The organism is Streptomyces xiamenensis (assembly GCF_000993785.3).
Lineage (GTDB): Bacteria > Actinomycetota > Actinomycetes > Streptomycetales > Streptomycetaceae > Streptomyces > Streptomyces xiamenensis.
This window is the reverse complement of sequence record NZ_CP009922.3, coordinates 3,834,610-3,849,799: the sequence shown is the minus strand read 5'-3', so window position 1 is coordinate 3,849,799 and position 15,190 is coordinate 3,834,610. Positions and strand designations below refer to the sequence as shown.

Below are 15,190 nucleotides of genomic sequence, written 5' to 3'. Positions count from 1 at the left end.
CGGGCTCGTCCCGCTACCCGCGCCCGCTCTTTGCGGGCACGCCGAACCAGCGCCCGAGGGCCTCACCGAGACCGGCCGTGCCCGACCCGCCGGAGCCGATCCAGGCGACGTAGCCGTCCGGCCGCACCAGCGCGGCCTCGACGTCGGCGAGCGCGCCTGCCGCGGCCTTGCCGGTGACGATGCCGATCCGGTCCTGCCACGGTGCGGCAGCGGCGCGCACCGTCTCGTCGCCCCGCAGGTCGAGCAGCACGCCGCGTCCCTCGTGCAGCAGCTGGAAGGCGGTGGAGGTGCCCGCGGGCAGGTCGCCGGTCAGTTCGGTGTCCGGCAGCCGCCGGCCGAGCAGCGGGTGGTCCCCGTCCCCGGCCGGGTAGCGGATGTCCAGGCCGGTGACCATGCCGACCAGCAGCTTCTGGGCCTCCTCGTGAGCCAGCAGCTCGGTCATCACCTCGCGCAGCGGGTCCAGTTCGTCGCCGCTCAGGTACAGGACGCGCTGGGCCAGGGTGTTGGCCAGGATGCGCGCGCCGACCGGGTGCCGCTCGGCGTGGTAGGTGTCCAGCAGGCCGTCCGGCGCGTGGCCGTGCAGGGTCGCGGCGAGCTTCCAGCCCAGGTTCATGGCGTCGCCGATGCCCGCGCTCATGCCCTGGGCGCCGACCGGCAGATGGATGTGCGCGGCGTCGCCGGCCAGGAAGACCCGGTCCTTGCGGTACTCGGCGGCCTGGCGGCTGGCGTCGGTGGTGAAGCTGGTCCACAGCGGCTTGCCGGCGCTGATGTCCTCGCCGGTGAGCCGGTTCCAGGCGGCGGCGACCTCGGCGAACTCCGGGGCGCCCTCGCCCTTGCGGACGCCGTCACGCTCGTAGACGACAACCCGGTTCATGTGCGGGCCCATCGGCAGCACCATGACCATGCCGCCCGGCACCCGTTCACCGGAGAACCGCGGGCGCAGCTCGCAGCCGGCCACGTCCGCGAACCACAGCTCGATGGTCGGGTCGGTGCCGGGGAAGTCCACGCCGGCCAGCTTGCGGACGCTGCTGCGCCCGCCGTCGCAGCCGGCGACGTAGCGGGCGCGCAGTTGCCTGGGGCCCTGTGGGGTGGTGACGTCGAGGGTGACGCCGTCCTCGTCCTGGGTGAGCCCTGTGACCTCGTGCTCGCGGTACACCTCGGCGCCGTGCTCGGCGGCCCAGCCGGCCAGGACCCCCTCGGTGAGGGACTGGGGCTTGCCCCGCGCGCCGTACGAACCGCCCTCCACCACCCGGAAGTCGATGGGCAGTCCGCCGAAGTGGCCCATCGGGATGGTGTGCAGCTCGCCGAAGCGCGGCAGCAGACCGCGCTGGTCGAACTCCTCGATGGCGCGGGCGGAGAACCCCAGGGCACGCGACTGCTTCATGGGTTCGGCCAGCCGGTCCAGCACGATGGTGCGGACGTTGGCCAGGCGCAGTTCTCCGGCGAGCATGAGCCCGGTGGGGCCGCCCCCCACCACGATGACATCGGCGTCAAAGGCTTGCATTTCGCTTCCTACCTTCCGCGTCCAGCAGTGTGGCCACTGCCTGGTCCAGGTCTTCCTCGCTGTCGTCGGCCCAGGCGACGTAGCCGTCGGGACGCAGGAGGAGGGTGGTGATTCCGGGGAGGGAACCGTCTTCGTCGATCGCGTGCTCCACCGGTACGCCGTACCGGCCGAGCCCGTCCGTGTCCGGCCCGTACGTGTCGGGGCCGGGTGTGTCGGGGCCGGGTGCCGCGGGTGTCAGCCGGACCAGGACCGGTCGCGGGCCCGTGGTCCGCAGGGGCCCCGTGCCGGTGCGCAGCCGCAGGTGGGCGAGGCGCCGGCCGGCGATCCGGGTGCAGGTCCGGCCGTACCGGTCCTCAAGGTTGGCGGCGGTGGCGGCCAGCTGGGCGTGGACGCCCGGCAGTCCGGTCAGTTCGGTCAGGACGGCGAGCAGCGGCTCGGCCGCGGCGCCGCCGAGCAGCAGGAGTTCCTGGGCCGTCACATGGGTCAGGACACGGGCCGCGACCGGGTGCCGCTCCGCGTGGTAGCTGTCGAGCAGGCCGGGCGCGGCCCAGCCGTTGACCGTCGCGGCCAGCTTCCAGCCCAGGTTGACCGCGTCCTGGAGGCCGGTGTTCAGGGCCTGGCCGCCGATCGGCAGGTGCCAGTGTGCGGCGTCGCCGGCCAGCAGCACCCGGCCGCGGCGGTAACGGTCCGCCTGGCCGCGGGCGTTGTCGAAGGCGTCCAGCCACACGGGCGTCCCGCCGGAGATGTCCTCGCCGGTCACCTCGGCCCAGCGCCGCACCACTTCGTCGAAGCGGGGCGGTTCGGTGCGCGCTGTCACCGGCCGGCCGGCCGCGTGCATCATGACGCGGGTCACCCCCTCGCGGGTCGCGGCCACCGCGAGGCCGCCGGGCAGCCGCTCGAACCGGCGGTCCCGGATCCGCACTCCGGTCACATCGGCCCGCAGCAGTTCCCGGGTCGCGGCGGTGGCCGTGACGGGGAATCCGGCCAGCCGGCGCACGGTGCTGTCGGCACCGTCGCAGCCGACCACGTACCGGGCCGCGATCCGGCGTACTCCGCCGGGATCCCTGACCTCGCACATCAGCGGGCCCTCGTCGCCCTCCGGGGCGTCCAGCCCGGTGAGTTCGGTCTCCCGCAGCACCGTGGCGCCCCGTTCCCGGGCCCGTTCGCCCAGCGCGGCCTCGGTCCGGTACTGGGGCACCTTCCACTGGCCGGCGAACGGGCTGTCCAGGCCGGACAGGTCGAGTCCCACCCCGCCGAAGTGGGCGCGTGGCTCGTGTCCGGCACTGTCGAGCAGCGCGCCGAAGCCGCGTTCGTGCAGCAGCTCGGCGGTGAGCGAGGAGAGCTGCCCGGCCCGCGATTCCGTCATCGGGCGGGCCAGCCGTTCCAGCAGGACCACCGGCACCCCGGCCGCCCGCAGTTCGCAGGCGAGCAGCAGTCCGACCGGCCCGGCTCCGACGACGACGACCGGTGCGGCCGTCCCGGGCCGGGTCACGACCTCGGGTGCCCGGTGGCCGAGCCCTCGGCGAAGGACTTCGCGGCGTGCAGGGTGGCCAGGCTGTTGCCGCTCAGGGCCTTGCGGACCATGGTGCGCGCCGTGTCCGCGTCGGCGTCGCGGCCGAGAACCTCGGCGACGCGGGCCGTGTTGATCCGTACGGTGTGCCGCGAGGTGACGGTCACCGCGCCCGCGGCGTGTTCCTCGATCAGCCAGCGTCCGGTGTGCAGGCTCAGCAGCGCGGGCAGGACGTGCTGCTTGTAGACGATGCCGCTGTGCGGACGGCACACCCGGACGGAGCTGGTGGTGTGCACCGAGCCGTCCTTGGTGCTGGTGTCCATCTCCAGGGTCTGCAGGCCCGGGGTGTCCTCGGTGAGCCGCACCCGGGCGACGTGCGGCAGCCGACGCGGCCACTCCCGGGCCTCGTTGAGGAAGTCGTAGACGTCCTTGGCGCCGCCGTTCACGGTCACCGTGTCCTCGAAGGTGATCAGCTGGTCGGGTCCGGCGAGTTCGGCCCGGTCGCGCAGGGCCGCCAGTTCGGAGCCGCTGTTGCGGTCGACGGCCCGGCTGATCCAGTCCAGGTCGGCCGGGTCCTCGCTCGCCGCGAAGAAGTCGTGCAGCAGGCGGACCCGGCAGCTGGTGGCGGAGAGCGGTTCCACGATCCACTCCCCGCCCATGCCGCCGACCGGGTGCTGCGAGCGTTCCTGGCGGAAGGTGATGCTGCCGCGCTCCGGGGTGTGCACGCGCTGGGAGGTCCAGGTCTTGGGGGTGCCGTTGGCGGTCGCCCAGAGCCGGATCAGTTCCGTGTTCCCGTTCCGCTCGACGCACTCGGCGTGCACGGTCGGGGGGAAGATCTCGGGCCACTGGTCCACGTCCGCGAGCAGCGCGTACACCTGCTGTGCGGGGGCCGCGACGTCCACCGTGTGTTCCGTTGTGCGCACCGCGCTCGTGGTCACGTTTCTTCTCCTCTGCGTTGCGGAACGGCTAACGGGTGGAGGCGAGGTGCCCGGCGTCGCGGGGTTCTTCGCTGGGCGCGGCCGGTCCGAACCAGCGCTCCAGTGCCTCGGTCAGCCGGCTGTCGCCCGGCGCGGCCCAGGCGATGTAGCCGTCGGGGCGGACGAGCACCGACTCGGTGGCGGCGCCGTGTTCCTCGGGCCCGGCGGGGAAGGCCGTCACCCGCACCACGTCGACCCGGTCGGACCACGGTGCGGCCCGGCGGGCGGTGCGGCCGGAGGCGTCGGCGGTGATGAGGACGCCGCGGGCGGTGTGCAGCAGGCTCGCGCTCCGCTCCCGGCCGCCGTCGGTGAGGGTCAGTTCACGGTCGGGCATTCGGCCGCCGGCCAGCGGGTGGCGGCGCTCGCCGACCTCGTAGCGGATGTCGAACCCGCTGACCATGCCGGACAGATGCCGGGCCACCGCCGGCAGGGCGAGCAGCTCGGCCATCACGGTCCGCAGCGGCTCGGCGGGCTTGCCGGTGAGGTTGAGCGTCCCCTGGGCGCGGGTGTTGCGCAACACCCGCTCGCCCACCGGGTGCCGTTCGCTGTGGTAGGTGTCCAGGAGGCCGGCCGGGGCGTGGCCGCGGAGCGTGGCGGCCAGCTTCCAGCCGAGGTTGACGGCGTCCTGCACGCCGATGCTCAGCCCCTGCCCGCCGGCCGGGAGATGGATGTGGGCGGCGTCCCCCGCCAGCAGCACCCGGCCGCGCCGGTACGCGTCGGCCTGGCGGGTGGCGTCGGTGAAGCTGCTGACCCAGCGGGCCCGGCCGCCGTGGATGGAGTCGCCGGTCAGCCGCTGCCAGGCGTCCGCCACATCGCCGAACCCGGCCCGGCGTTCCTTGTCCGGGGGGTTGCCGTTCTCGCACACGATGATGCGGAACCAGTCCTCCTCCACCGGCGCGGCCATGACCATGCCGTTGGGGAGCAGTTCGCCGATCGGCCGCGGCCGGATGTCGCAGCCGGTGACATCGGCCAGGTACATCTCGCGGGTGGCGTCGGAACCGGGGAAGCCGAAGCCGCCGAGCTTCCTGACGGTGCTGTGGCCACCGTCGCAGCCCACCAGATAGCGGGCGGCGACCTCGGCGCGGCCGTCCGGGCCCTCGACGGTGACGGTCACGCCGTCACCGGTGGCGGCCAGACCGGTCATCTCGTAGCCGCGGCGCACCGAGGCGCCCAGTTCCAGCGCCCGTTCCTCCAGCATCTCCTCGATGCGGTACTGGGGCGCGCCGCGGACGCCGAAGTGGGAGCCCTCCAGGATCCCGTAGTCGATGGGGATGCCGCCGAAGTGTCCCTGCCGGGTGATCTCGGTGTTCTCCAGCCGCTCCAGCAGTCCGCGCTGCTGGAGGATCTCGGCGGCGCGGGCGGTGAACCCGATGCCGCGCGATTCCCAGCTGCGCTCGGCGCGCCGCTCGACGACGACGACCTCGGCGCCGCCGAGCCTGAGTTCGGCGGCGAGCATCAGACCGGTGGGCCCTGCGCCCACCACGATCACATCTGTATCCACGTGCTGTCCTTCACTACGAGTGCGGCCGGCGGGCGGCGGTGAACGGGGTGGGGCGCCGGGCGCCGGGCGCTCGGCCGCGGGGCGCCCGGCGCGGGGCGGCGTCAGACCGGGACGGCCTCGATGACGGAGACGGGCGAGCTGGTGCTCACCGAACCGGTGACCTTCAGGCCGGCCTTGGCGAACAGTTCGGTGTACTGCGGCAGGGTGCGCTCCTTGGCGCCGAGCAGCAGCAGGAGCCACAGGTCGATGATGTTGCCCAGGTGCCGCTCGTTGTTCTCGGTCAGCACGTACTCGATGACCAGCATCTTGCCGCCGGGGGCGATGGCCTCCCGGACGTTCTTCAGCATCGTGACGCAGTCGGACTCCGAGAAGTCGTGCAGGATGTGCTTGAGGACATAGGCGTCCGCGCCCGCCGGGAGTTTGTCGAAATAGCCGCCGGTCTCGACCGTGATCCGGTCCGCCACGCCCGCGTCCTGGAACACCGCCGGGGCGTCCGCGGTGGCGACTTCGGAGTCGAACAGGATGCCGCGCGCATCGGTGGCCTGCTTCAGGATTGCGGAAAGCAGGGTGCCGCGTCCGCCGACGACGTCCACGATGGTCCCGAACGAGGAGAAGTCATAGGCGGCGACGATCGGATCGCATTCCGATTCGGACATGCTGCGCATGCCGCCGAAGAACTCGGCGGCATACTCGGGATTCGACATCAGAAATTCGTAGGCGCCCTGACCGCGCAGCTTCGGCAGGTTGGCCTCACCGGTGCGCACCGAGGACATCAGATGTCCGAATTCCTCCCAGTGCAGCGGGTTGCTCATCAGCATCGCCAGTCCGCGCATGGAATCCGGGGCGTCCTCGCGCAGCGCCTGACCCATCGGGGTCAGGGCGTAGGCACCGTCGGGCTGGAAAGTGAAGACCGAATAGCCGGAGAGCGCGCGCAGCAGCCGGTGGGTCGCCTCCGGGTCGGAACCGACCCGCTTGGCGATTTCCGTGGCCGGCAGCGGACCTTCGGCGAGGACGTCGGCAATGCCGAGCCGGGCCGCGACGGAGATCGCCTGGGTTATCACCGATCCCTGAATCAGATCGAGCAGCGAGTAGGCGGCGGTCAGGTCACGCGCAGCGGGCCCTGTGGGCATGGGATTACCTCCGGAATTCGTGTCCTCGGGATGCCCGACGATAGGACGGCCCCCTGCCGCCCACAACTTTCCGTTTTGCCGCCGCTCCACAGTTGAACGCGCTTTCTGGGATTCAGTGGTGGGGCCGCCATAACGCTCTCTACTGTCTTGACAGGGCACGCCCCAATGACCCTGGAGGTATCGAGTGTCGGACAATGTGGATCTGTGGGCGCTGAGTGACTTGGCGACCCCCTGGAGCCTGCGCGTGGCGGTGACCCTGGGCGTCGCCGAGCACATGGCACAGGGCGTCACGGAGGTGGGCGAACTGGCCCGGAAGGTGGGCTGTCACGGCGAGTCCCTGGCCCGGGTGCTGCGTCACCTGGCCGGTAAGGGCCTGTTCGATGAGCCGGCCGAGAACCGGTTCACCCTGAATGAGGCGTCCCGGATCTTCCTTGAGCCGGGCCCGCTGCGCGGCGGTCTCAACCTCGACGGCCACGGCGGCCGGATCGCCGGGGCCTGGACCGGTCTGCTGGAGGCGGTGCGCACCGGACGCCCCACCTACGGGTCGGTGTACGGGCTGCCGTTCTGGGAGGACCTGGACGCCCATCCCGGTCTCGCGGACAGCTATGACGCGATGATGGTCGAGGGCCGCCATGTGCCGGACCCGGCGATCCTGGTCCACGACGACTGGGAGGACGTCGGTCATGTGGTCGATGTCGGCGGCGGCACCGGCGCGATGCTGGCCGGCATCCTGCGCGCGCGCCCCGGGGTACGCGGCACGCTGGTCGATCTGCCCCGCACCGTGGCCCGTTCGGCGGAGATCTTCGGGCCGGCGGGGGTGGCCGACCGGGTCACCGTCAGCCCGCAGAGCTTCTTCGAGCCGCTGCCGGCCGGGGCCGATGTGTATCTGATCCAGTCGGTGCTGCTGGACTGGCCGGACGAGGAGGCCACGCGGCTGCTGCGCAGGTGCGCCGAGGCCGCGGCTCCGCACGGGCGGGTCGTGGTGGTCGGCGGGGTCTCCGCGGACCGGGCGGCCGGCAAGGGCGGGCTGCTGCTGATGGTGATGACCGGCGGGCGCCCGCGCAGCCTGGAGGAGTTCCGGGTGCTGGCGGCCGAGGCCGGTCTGACGGTCTCGGCTCACGGCGAGGGCCCCTCGGGGCACTTCATCATCGAGAGCCGTCCCAGCTGAACACCCGGCGGGCGGGCCCCGGTTCGTTCGACTGCTCATCGGACGCAGTCGAACGGACCGGGCCCGCCCGTCCCTGTCCGCGACCGCCCTCTCACGGGAAGCGCCCGCAGTCATGAAGATCCTGTTCCTCATCACCGGCAGCCATGTGACGCTGTCCGCCGTCGCGCCGCTGGTGACCGCCGCACAGAACGCCGGCCATCAGGTCCTGCTGGCCACCAACGAGCCGCTCATGCCGGCCGCCGAGGCCATCGGGGTGCCCACGGTCTGCGTCATGGCCGAACCCATCCGGCACTTCATGCCGGCCGCCGGCCCCGAGGGCCACGACCCCGATCCGCAGGACGAGTTGACCACCACCGGACACGGGCTGGCCACCTTGGCCACCACCGTGCTGCCCACCCTGCTGGAGCTGGCCGCGCACTGGCCGCCCGACCTGGTCGTGGGCAGTTCGATGAGTTACGCGGCGGGGCTGCTCGCCGCCCGGCTGAAGGTGCCCTGGGTCCGGCACGCCGAGTATCTGGCGATCCCGGTCGCCGGCATCGACCGGGGGGCGGCCGAGGGCCTGCGGCCCGCTCTGGAGGGGCTGGGGCTGACCGGCCTGCCGGAGCCGGACCTGTTCGTGGACGTCTGCCCGCCGTCCCTGAGCCCGCCCGCGGTGACCGCCGCGCGCCCGCTCCCGATGCGCTACATCCCGCGCAACCCCCAACGCCGCCTGGAGAGCTGGATGTACACCCGTCCGGTGGGACGGCCGCGGGTGCTGATCACCTCGGGCACCCACTTCCGGATGCTGCCGGGTGACGCGGTGCGCCGGCTGGTGGCCGGTCTGGCCGGGGAGGGGGCGGAGGTGCTGATCGCGGCACCCGAGGACGCGGCCCGTGAGCTGGCCGACGGGCTGCGGGACGTCCGCATCGGGTGGCTTCCGCTGGACGCCGTGGCCCCCACCTGCGATCTCGCGGTGACCCATGGCGGTGCCACCACCGCCATGACGATGATGGCCTGCGGCGTTCCGCAGCTGCTCATGCCACCCAACACCCATACCCGGCTGATCGCGAGGGCGTTGTCGGACTACGGCGCCGCCCGCACCGTGATGCCGGACGAACACCCCGGACGCGATGCGGGTGACCTGGTCGCCGACGGCTGCCGGGACATCCTCGCCACGCCGGGGTTCGCCCAGCGTGCGCGGGCCCTGGCCGGGGAGATGGCGGGGCTCCCCTCGCCCGCCGATGTGGTGCGCACCCTGGAGGTGTTGCCGCAACAGGCTTGAAATTAAACGGACTTGATGAGTCCATCCGTGCAGGGGGAGTGGACACGCCCGGTTCCGCCGTGGTTGTGTTCCGGCCAACCCCCCACACCGATATTCCGATCTTCGGGCCCTTTGCCGGGCCCGCGCTCGATGACGGGGGCACGGATGAAGAAACTTGTCGTGACGTCGGCGGCCGTGGCGGTCGTCCTGGCGGGGGCGTCGGTGGTGATCGCCCAGACCGACCGCTCCGGACCGCCGGCCGCCACCATGACCTGGTCGCCCTGTCCCGAGGACGACCCGATCATGGAGGACTACCTCGCCGGCCTGGAATGCGGCTCGCTCCAGGTGCCGCTGGACCACTCCGACCCCGGGGGCGAGCAGATCACCCTGGAACTCACCCGGGCGTCCCACACCGTGCCGCCCGAGGAGTACCAGGGAGTCGTCCTGGTCAACCGCGGCCTGTGGCCCGGCGCCATCGGGCGGGACCTGCCCACCCGGTTCGCCGACGGCTCCACCGGGCTGCCGCAGGAGGTGGGCGCCGCCTACGACTGGATCGGCTTCGACCCGCGCGGGGTCGGGGCCAGCGAACCGCGGGTCACCTGCGACCCCGACTACCTCTACCCGGAACAGGCGAGGCCGGACTACGTCCCGCACACCGCCGCCCAGCAGCAGCAGTGGCTGGACCGGGCCGAGGCGTTCGCCGACAGCTGCGGGAGCGCGTACGGCGATGTCCTGGAGCACCTCGGCACCAAGGACACCGCACATGATCTGGACCTGGTCCGCCAGGCGCTGGGCGAGGAGCGGATCAGCTACCTCGGCTACTCGTACGGCACCTATCTGGGCTCCGTCTACGCCTCGCTGTACCCGGATCGGGTGCACCGGATGGTGCTGGACAGCGTGATGGGCCCCGGCAGCATCGGCTACCAGGGCTCCCTGGAACAGAACGTCGCCTTCCAGGAGCGCGCCGGGATCTGGTTCGACTGGATAGCCGGGTACGACGACGTCTACCAGCTGGGCAGCACCCGCGAGGAAGTCGAGGCCAACTACTACCGGGGCATGGACATGCTCCGTGACGCACCGATCGACGGGCTGATCGGCGCGGCCGAGTACAACGACGTCTTCATCGTCAACGCGTACCGCACCTACATCTGGAGCTACCACGCCGGCGTGCTCGCCGACTGGGTGCTGCGCGAGGACCCCTCCGGGCTGCGGGACAACTACATGCCCGGGGACTACCCCGCGCAGAACACCTACGCCATGCAGGCGGCGATCCAGTGCCGTGACTCGGCCTGGCCGCGCGAGTGGCAGCAGTGGCAGGACGATCACACCAGCCAGTACGAGGCGGGCGACCGGTTCATGACCTGGCACAACGCCTGGTACAACGCCCCCTGCGCGTTCTGGCCCGTGCCCGCCGACACACCGCAGGAGATCGGCGCCGACGGCGTGGGCATGCTGCTGCTCCAGGCGGAGAACGACGCGGCCACCCCGGTCGCCGGCGCACACGAGGTGCACGAGCTGTTCCCGGACTCCCGGTTCGTCCTGGAACGCGGCGGCAACTTCCACGGCACGTCCCTGACCGCCAACGCCAACGCCTGCATGAACGACTGGGTGGCAGGCTATCTGCGGGACGGCACCCTGCCGGACGCGGCGGACGGCCCCGACGCGTACTGCGAGGCGAGCGCGCCCCCGGAGCCGGACCCGGAAACCTCCTGAGGGGCGCACGACGGCAGCGGCCGGGGCCGCGGCGGGCACCATCCGCCGCGGCCCCGGCCGTCCGGCGGAGACGGTCAGCCGGTGCCCTTGCCGTCGACAGTGGCCTCGGGGAATTCCAGCTCGGGGTCGCCGGAGAGCACCGCCCGGTGCAGCCGCCGCAGATTCGGCGACGGCTCCAGGCCCAGCTCGTTCACCAGCGTCTCGCGCAGCCGCTGGTAGGCCTCCAGCGCCCGCCAGGCACCGCCCGAACGGTGCAGGGCCAGCATGAGCTGGGCGCAGAAGTTCTCGTGCATCGGATGGCGTGCGGTCAGCACATGCAACTCGGGGACGAGTTCACGATGCCGGCCCAGCCGCAGATCGGCGTCGATGCGCCGCTCCAGGGCCGCCATCCGGTTCTCCTCCAGGCGCAGCACCTCCAGTTCGAGCACGCTGCCGACCCGCACGTCCACCAGCGCGGGACCGCGCCACAGGCCCAGAGCCCGGCCCAGGAGGTCGGACGCGGAGCCGAAGTCCTCGTCCGCGAAGGCGGACCTGCCCGATCTCAGCAGGGTGTCGAACTCCTGGGCGTCGACCAGGCCGGTGCCCACGTCGAGCAGGTATCCACCGTGCTGCGTCACCAGCACGTCCTTGGGACATCGGCCCGGCTGGCCGACGAGACCGGCCGCGATGTGGCGGCGCAACTGCAGGATGTACGTCTGAAGCGTGGTGGCCGCGCTGCGCGGGACCTCGGAGCCCCACACCTCCTCCACCAGGGTGGGTACCGTCACCACATGGCCCGCCTGGAGGGCGAGCACCGCCAGGATCTGCCGCGGCTTGGTGGCGCTCGGCACCAAGGACACCCCGCGTTCATGGGCGGTCAGCGGCCCTAGTACGTTGATCTCCATCTCGCCCAGTCCCCCTTCGCTCCCGCCGACCGGAGACCGGCCGACGGGTGTCATCGCTTGAGCCGTGGTGATCCTGCGCCCGGCGCGCCGGGGGCGCCCAGGGATCTCGTCACGATTACAACCATGAAGGTTTCATGGTCGAGGCGTGCACTTCTCACTGCCCGTTCCGGAGCGATACGGCCCAGAATCGAGCAGCGGCCCCGCCCTCGGAGCACCTGCCGCACGAAACCGGAAGGGAAGCCTCCGATGACCACGTTCCGCGGCACGCCGTTCCGCCTCCCACCCCCCGCCGCACCGTCCGCGCCGGCACCCGGCGACCCGTCCGGGAGCCCTCGGCGCCGGAGCCCGCTTCCCTGTCGGCAGACCGATTAATCGCCTTCTTCCTTCTTCCTTCGGTTCGAGACAGCTCGTTACTCTGGACGAGGCCTACGCACATGGGCCCACCTGAACCACCGGTTCGGCGCGGTCTCATTGGGGGGAAGCTTGGTGAACGGGGAAGTTGACCATGCCGTCGGCTCGGCCGGCGGCCACGGGGACACTTTCTGGACCGGGTGCAAGGCCCGCGGTCCCGCCACGAACCGGCCGATTCCGACCCTGCCGTTGCCCGCTCCGAGGACGGCGCGTGCCTTCACCGCCTTCGCCCTGTTCAGTCTGGCCACCGTCGCCTTCATGAACGTGTACTGGGCAGGCGCGTCCAACGGCACCTACGTCATCTGTGTGGTGCTCGCCCTGATCGCCATCGGGGTGTCCTTCCTGGTCACCTCACCCCAGGCACCGGGCTGGCCACCGGCCCACCGCTATCTCGCCCTCGGTGTGCAGGCCGTGGCGACCCATCTGCCCTTCGCCATTTTCGAACTCAGCTGGGGCAGCATGGGCGGACCGCTGGCGGGGGCCGTCCTGTACCTGCTGCCGCTGCGGATCGCCCTGCCGCTGTTCGGTCTGATCGTCTCCGCCCAGGTGGCGATGGGGATCATCGGCGGGCACGGCATCCTGCGCACCGTCTATCTGGGGCTCGTCACCGCGTACATCGGGGTCCTCCTCTACGGCCTCGCCCGGCTCACCTCCCTGGTGATCTGGCTCGACTCCTCCCGGGACGAGCGCGCCCACGCGGCGGTGCGCAGGGAACGGCAGCGCTTCTCCCGGGATCTGCACGATCTGCTGGGGTGCAGCCTGTCCGCCATCACCCTCAAGGCGGAGCTGGTGCGCCGGCTGCTGCCCGAACGCCCCGACCGGGCGGGGCAGGAGGTCGCGGGCGTCCTCACCATCGCCCGCCAGGCACTGACCGATGTCCGGCTGGTGGCCAGCGGCTACGGGGAGCTCACCGTCAGGTCCGAGATGGCGTCGGTGGAGGACATCCTCGTCACCGCCGATGTCCGCGCCCGTACCCGGGTGGACTGCGGCCCGCTGCACCCGCTCCTGGACACCGTGCTCGCCACGGCACTGCGCGAGGGCATCACCAACATCCTGCGGTACAGCCGTCCCCGGGAGGTCAGCATCACGGCCACCCGGCAGGGCGGAACGGTGCGGCTGACCATGGTCAACGACGGAGTGGGCGGCAGGGCCCACATCCTGGGCACCGGACCCGGCGGTCACGGCCTGAGCAATCTGCGGGCGCGTCTGGAGTCGATCGGCGGCAGCTTCCGGGCCGGGCTCGCCGCCGACGGCAGGTTCATCCTCTGCGCGGAGGCGCCGGCCGATCCGGTCCTCGCCCGACCACCCGGCGACCACCTCTCGGTGCGGGCCGCCCCGTGACACAGACGATCCATTCCCATCTGCACGCCGCACGACGGACGGCACCAACGGGGGGCACATGCTGTCGGTGAGCATTCTTCTGGCCGAAGACGTCCACATGATCAGAGGAGCGCTGGCCGCGCTGCTCGAACTGGAGCCGGGACTCAAGGTGGTCGCCTCGGTCGAGCGGGGTGACGCCATTCTCGAAACGGCCCTCGACGTACGGCCCGATGTCGCCGTCATCGATGTCAATCTGCCCGGCAAGGACGGGCTCACCGCCGCGGGCGAGCTGCACGAACGGCTCCCCACCTGCGGCACGCTCATCCTCACCAGTCTGAACCGGCCCGGCATCTTCCGACGGGCCATGACCACCCGTGTCTCGGGCTTCCTGCTGAAGGACGCTCCCCCGGACCGGCTGGCGCAGGCGGTGCGCACCATCGCCGCCGGGCAGCGCGTCATCGACCCCCAACTGGCCGTGGCGGCCTGGAACTCACCGGTGTGCCCGCTCTCCCCCCGGGAACTCCAGGTGCTGCGGCACGCCGCTCAGGGAGACGCCGCGTCCGAGATCGCGAGCACGCTGTACCTGTCGGCCGGCACCGTCCGCAACTACCTCACGGCCATCGTCTCCAAGCTCAACGCCCGCAACCGGATCGACGCCATCCGTATCGCCGAACACAGCGGCTGGCTGCCCTGACGCACCGGCCTCCCCCGGGCAGCCGTGCGCGCCCCCACCCGCTCAGGACCGCACCGAGCCGTCCTGGCCGGGCGCCGGCACCGGTGGGGTCTCCTCCTCGTAGGGCGTGAACGCGTCGGCCCACCAAGAGCGATGACCTTCGTACCAGGACACCACCCCGGCGAGCCCGTCCCCGAACGGCACCCGCGGCACATATCCCAGCTCCCGGCGAGCCTTGCCGTCATCCAGTGCGTACCGGCGGTCGTGGCCCTTGCGGTCGGTGACGAAACGCACCGCTTCCCACCCGGCGCCGCAGCGCTCCAGCAACTGGGCGGTCAGCTCCCGGTTGGACAGCTCGACGCCGCCGCCGAAGTGGTAGATCTCGCCCTCCCGCCCTTTCTCCAGGGCCAGTTGCACCCCACGGCAGTGGTCGGCCACGTGCACCCACTCGCGGACGTGATGGCCGTCCCCGTACAGCGGCACCCGCCCCCCGCCGAGCAGGGTGGCGACGAAGCGTGGGATCAGCTTCTCGACGTGCTGGTAGGGGCCGTAGTTGTTGGAACAGCGGGTGATCACCACCGGCAGCCCGTGCGAGCGGTGATAGGAGCGGGCCAGCAGATCGGCCGCCGCCTTGGAGGCGGCGTACGGGGAGTTCGGCCGCAGCGGCTGGCTCTCGGTCCACGAGCCCGTGTCGATGCTGCCGTAGACCTCGTCGGTGGAGATCTGCACGATCCGCCCGATGCCCAGCCGCAGACAGCACTCCAGCAGCGTGTGGGTGCCCAGCACATTGGTGACGGTGAACGGGGTGGCGTCCCGCAGCGACCGGTCCACATGGCTCTCGGCGGCGAAATGGACGACCGCGTCGTGGCCGGGCAGCAGGTCGAGCAGCAGTCCGGCGTCGCAGATGTCACCCCGCACGAACGTCAGCCGCTCGTGGTCCAGCGGCAGGTTCGCCGTGTTGCCGGCGTAGGTGAGTTTGTCGAGGACGGTGACCGCGGTGTCCTCGTGGCCCGGATAGGAACCGTCGAGGACACTGCGCACGTATTGCGAGCCGACGAATCCGGCTCCACCGGTGACGAGGATTCTCATGAACCGATCAGCGCTCCGATTTCTCCGGCCGTGCGGACAGCGATTCCGGGCCGAGTGTCGCGGCGCACGG

At 71.7% G+C, this 15,190-nt stretch carries 12 protein-coding genes; 5 read left to right on the top strand and 7 right to left on the bottom strand.

From position 1 onward, the window contains the following. Window positions 1–13 precede the first annotated feature (13 nt). From SXIM_RS17890 to SXIM_RS17870, 5 genes are all read right to left on the bottom strand, one after another. A complete protein-coding gene (locus SXIM_RS17890) occupies window positions 14–1,504 on the bottom strand; it encodes an FAD-dependent monooxygenase (protein ID WP_046724670.1) in 1,491 nt (496 codons plus the stop codon). Beyond that, window positions 1,491–2,996 carry an FAD-dependent monooxygenase gene (locus tag SXIM_RS17885; protein ID WP_030728395.1) on the bottom strand — a complete coding sequence of 502 codons (1,506 nt, stop codon included), beginning with the start codon at window positions 2,994–2,996 and terminating at the stop codon, window positions 1,491–1,493. The genes SXIM_RS17890 and SXIM_RS17885 overlap by 14 nt, the downstream gene beginning before the upstream one ends. Next, window positions 2,993–3,952, bottom strand: a complete 960-nt coding sequence (locus SXIM_RS17880; RefSeq protein WP_046724669.1) for an aromatase/cyclase — start codon at window positions 3,950–3,952, stop codon at window positions 2,993–2,995. Before SXIM_RS17880 ends, SXIM_RS17885 begins: the two co-directional genes overlap by 4 nt. A gap of 28 nt (window positions 3,953–3,980) precedes the next feature. Beyond that, window positions 3,981–5,492, bottom strand: a complete 1,512-nt coding sequence (locus SXIM_RS17875; RefSeq protein ID WP_030728401.1) for an FAD-dependent monooxygenase — start codon at window positions 5,490–5,492, stop codon at window positions 3,981–3,983. Window positions 5,493–5,593: 101 nt separating this feature from the next. Then, window positions 5,594–6,712, bottom strand: coding sequence for an acetylserotonin O-methyltransferase (locus SXIM_RS17870; RefSeq protein ID WP_234306784.1), 1,119 nt, complete (start codon window positions 6,710–6,712; stop codon window positions 5,594–5,596). Between the two features lie 94 nt (window positions 6,713–6,806). Between SXIM_RS17870 and SXIM_RS17865 the strand changes: the two genes are divergently transcribed. The 3 genes from SXIM_RS17865 to SXIM_RS17855 all read left to right on the top strand — a co-directional run bounded on the left by SXIM_RS17865 (window position 6,807) and on the right by SXIM_RS17855 (window position 10,743). Continuing rightward, window positions 6,807–7,790: a methyltransferase gene (locus SXIM_RS17865; RefSeq protein WP_199811770.1), complete on the top strand. Its 984-nt coding sequence runs from the start codon at window positions 6,807–6,809 to the stop codon at window positions 7,788–7,790. 112 nt (window positions 7,791–7,902) lie between these two features. After that, a complete protein-coding gene (locus SXIM_RS17860; protein WP_046724668.1) occupies window positions 7,903–9,051 on the top strand; it encodes a nucleotide disphospho-sugar-binding domain-containing protein in 1,149 nt (382 codons plus the stop codon). Between the two features lie 159 nt (window positions 9,052–9,210). Beyond that, entirely contained in the window at window positions 9,211–10,743 is a 1,533-nt protein-coding gene (locus SXIM_RS17855) for an alpha/beta hydrolase (RefSeq protein WP_234306785.1), read from the top strand. Between the two features lie 74 nt (window positions 10,744–10,817). On the opposite strand, the gene SXIM_RS17850 is transcribed toward SXIM_RS17855, so the two are convergent. Further along, window positions 10,818–11,627 carry an AfsR/SARP family transcriptional regulator gene (locus tag SXIM_RS17850; RefSeq protein WP_046724667.1) on the bottom strand — a complete coding sequence of 270 codons (810 nt, stop codon included), beginning with the start codon at window positions 11,625–11,627 and terminating at the stop codon, window positions 10,818–10,820. A gap of 600 nt (window positions 11,628–12,227) precedes the next feature. Here SXIM_RS17850 and SXIM_RS17845 point away from each other — a divergent pair. Together SXIM_RS17845 and SXIM_RS17840 are read left to right on the top strand one after the other, a co-directional pair. Continuing rightward, window positions 12,228–13,379, top strand: a complete 1,152-nt coding sequence (locus SXIM_RS17845; protein WP_148236132.1) for a histidine kinase — start codon at window positions 12,228–12,230, stop codon at window positions 13,377–13,379. Window positions 13,380–13,437: 58 nt separating this feature from the next. Then, window positions 13,438–14,052, top strand: a complete 615-nt coding sequence (locus tag SXIM_RS17840) for a response regulator transcription factor (protein WP_030728421.1) — start codon at window positions 13,438–13,440, stop codon at window positions 14,050–14,052. A 42-nt stretch (window positions 14,053–14,094) separates the two neighbouring features. Here SXIM_RS17840 and rfbB read toward each other — a convergent pair whose 3' ends face one another. Further along, entirely contained in the window at window positions 14,095–15,120 is a 1,026-nt protein-coding gene (gene rfbB, locus SXIM_RS17835) for a dTDP-glucose 4,6-dehydratase (RefSeq protein ID WP_078846963.1), read from the bottom strand. Window positions 15,121–15,190: the final 70 nt, after the last annotated feature.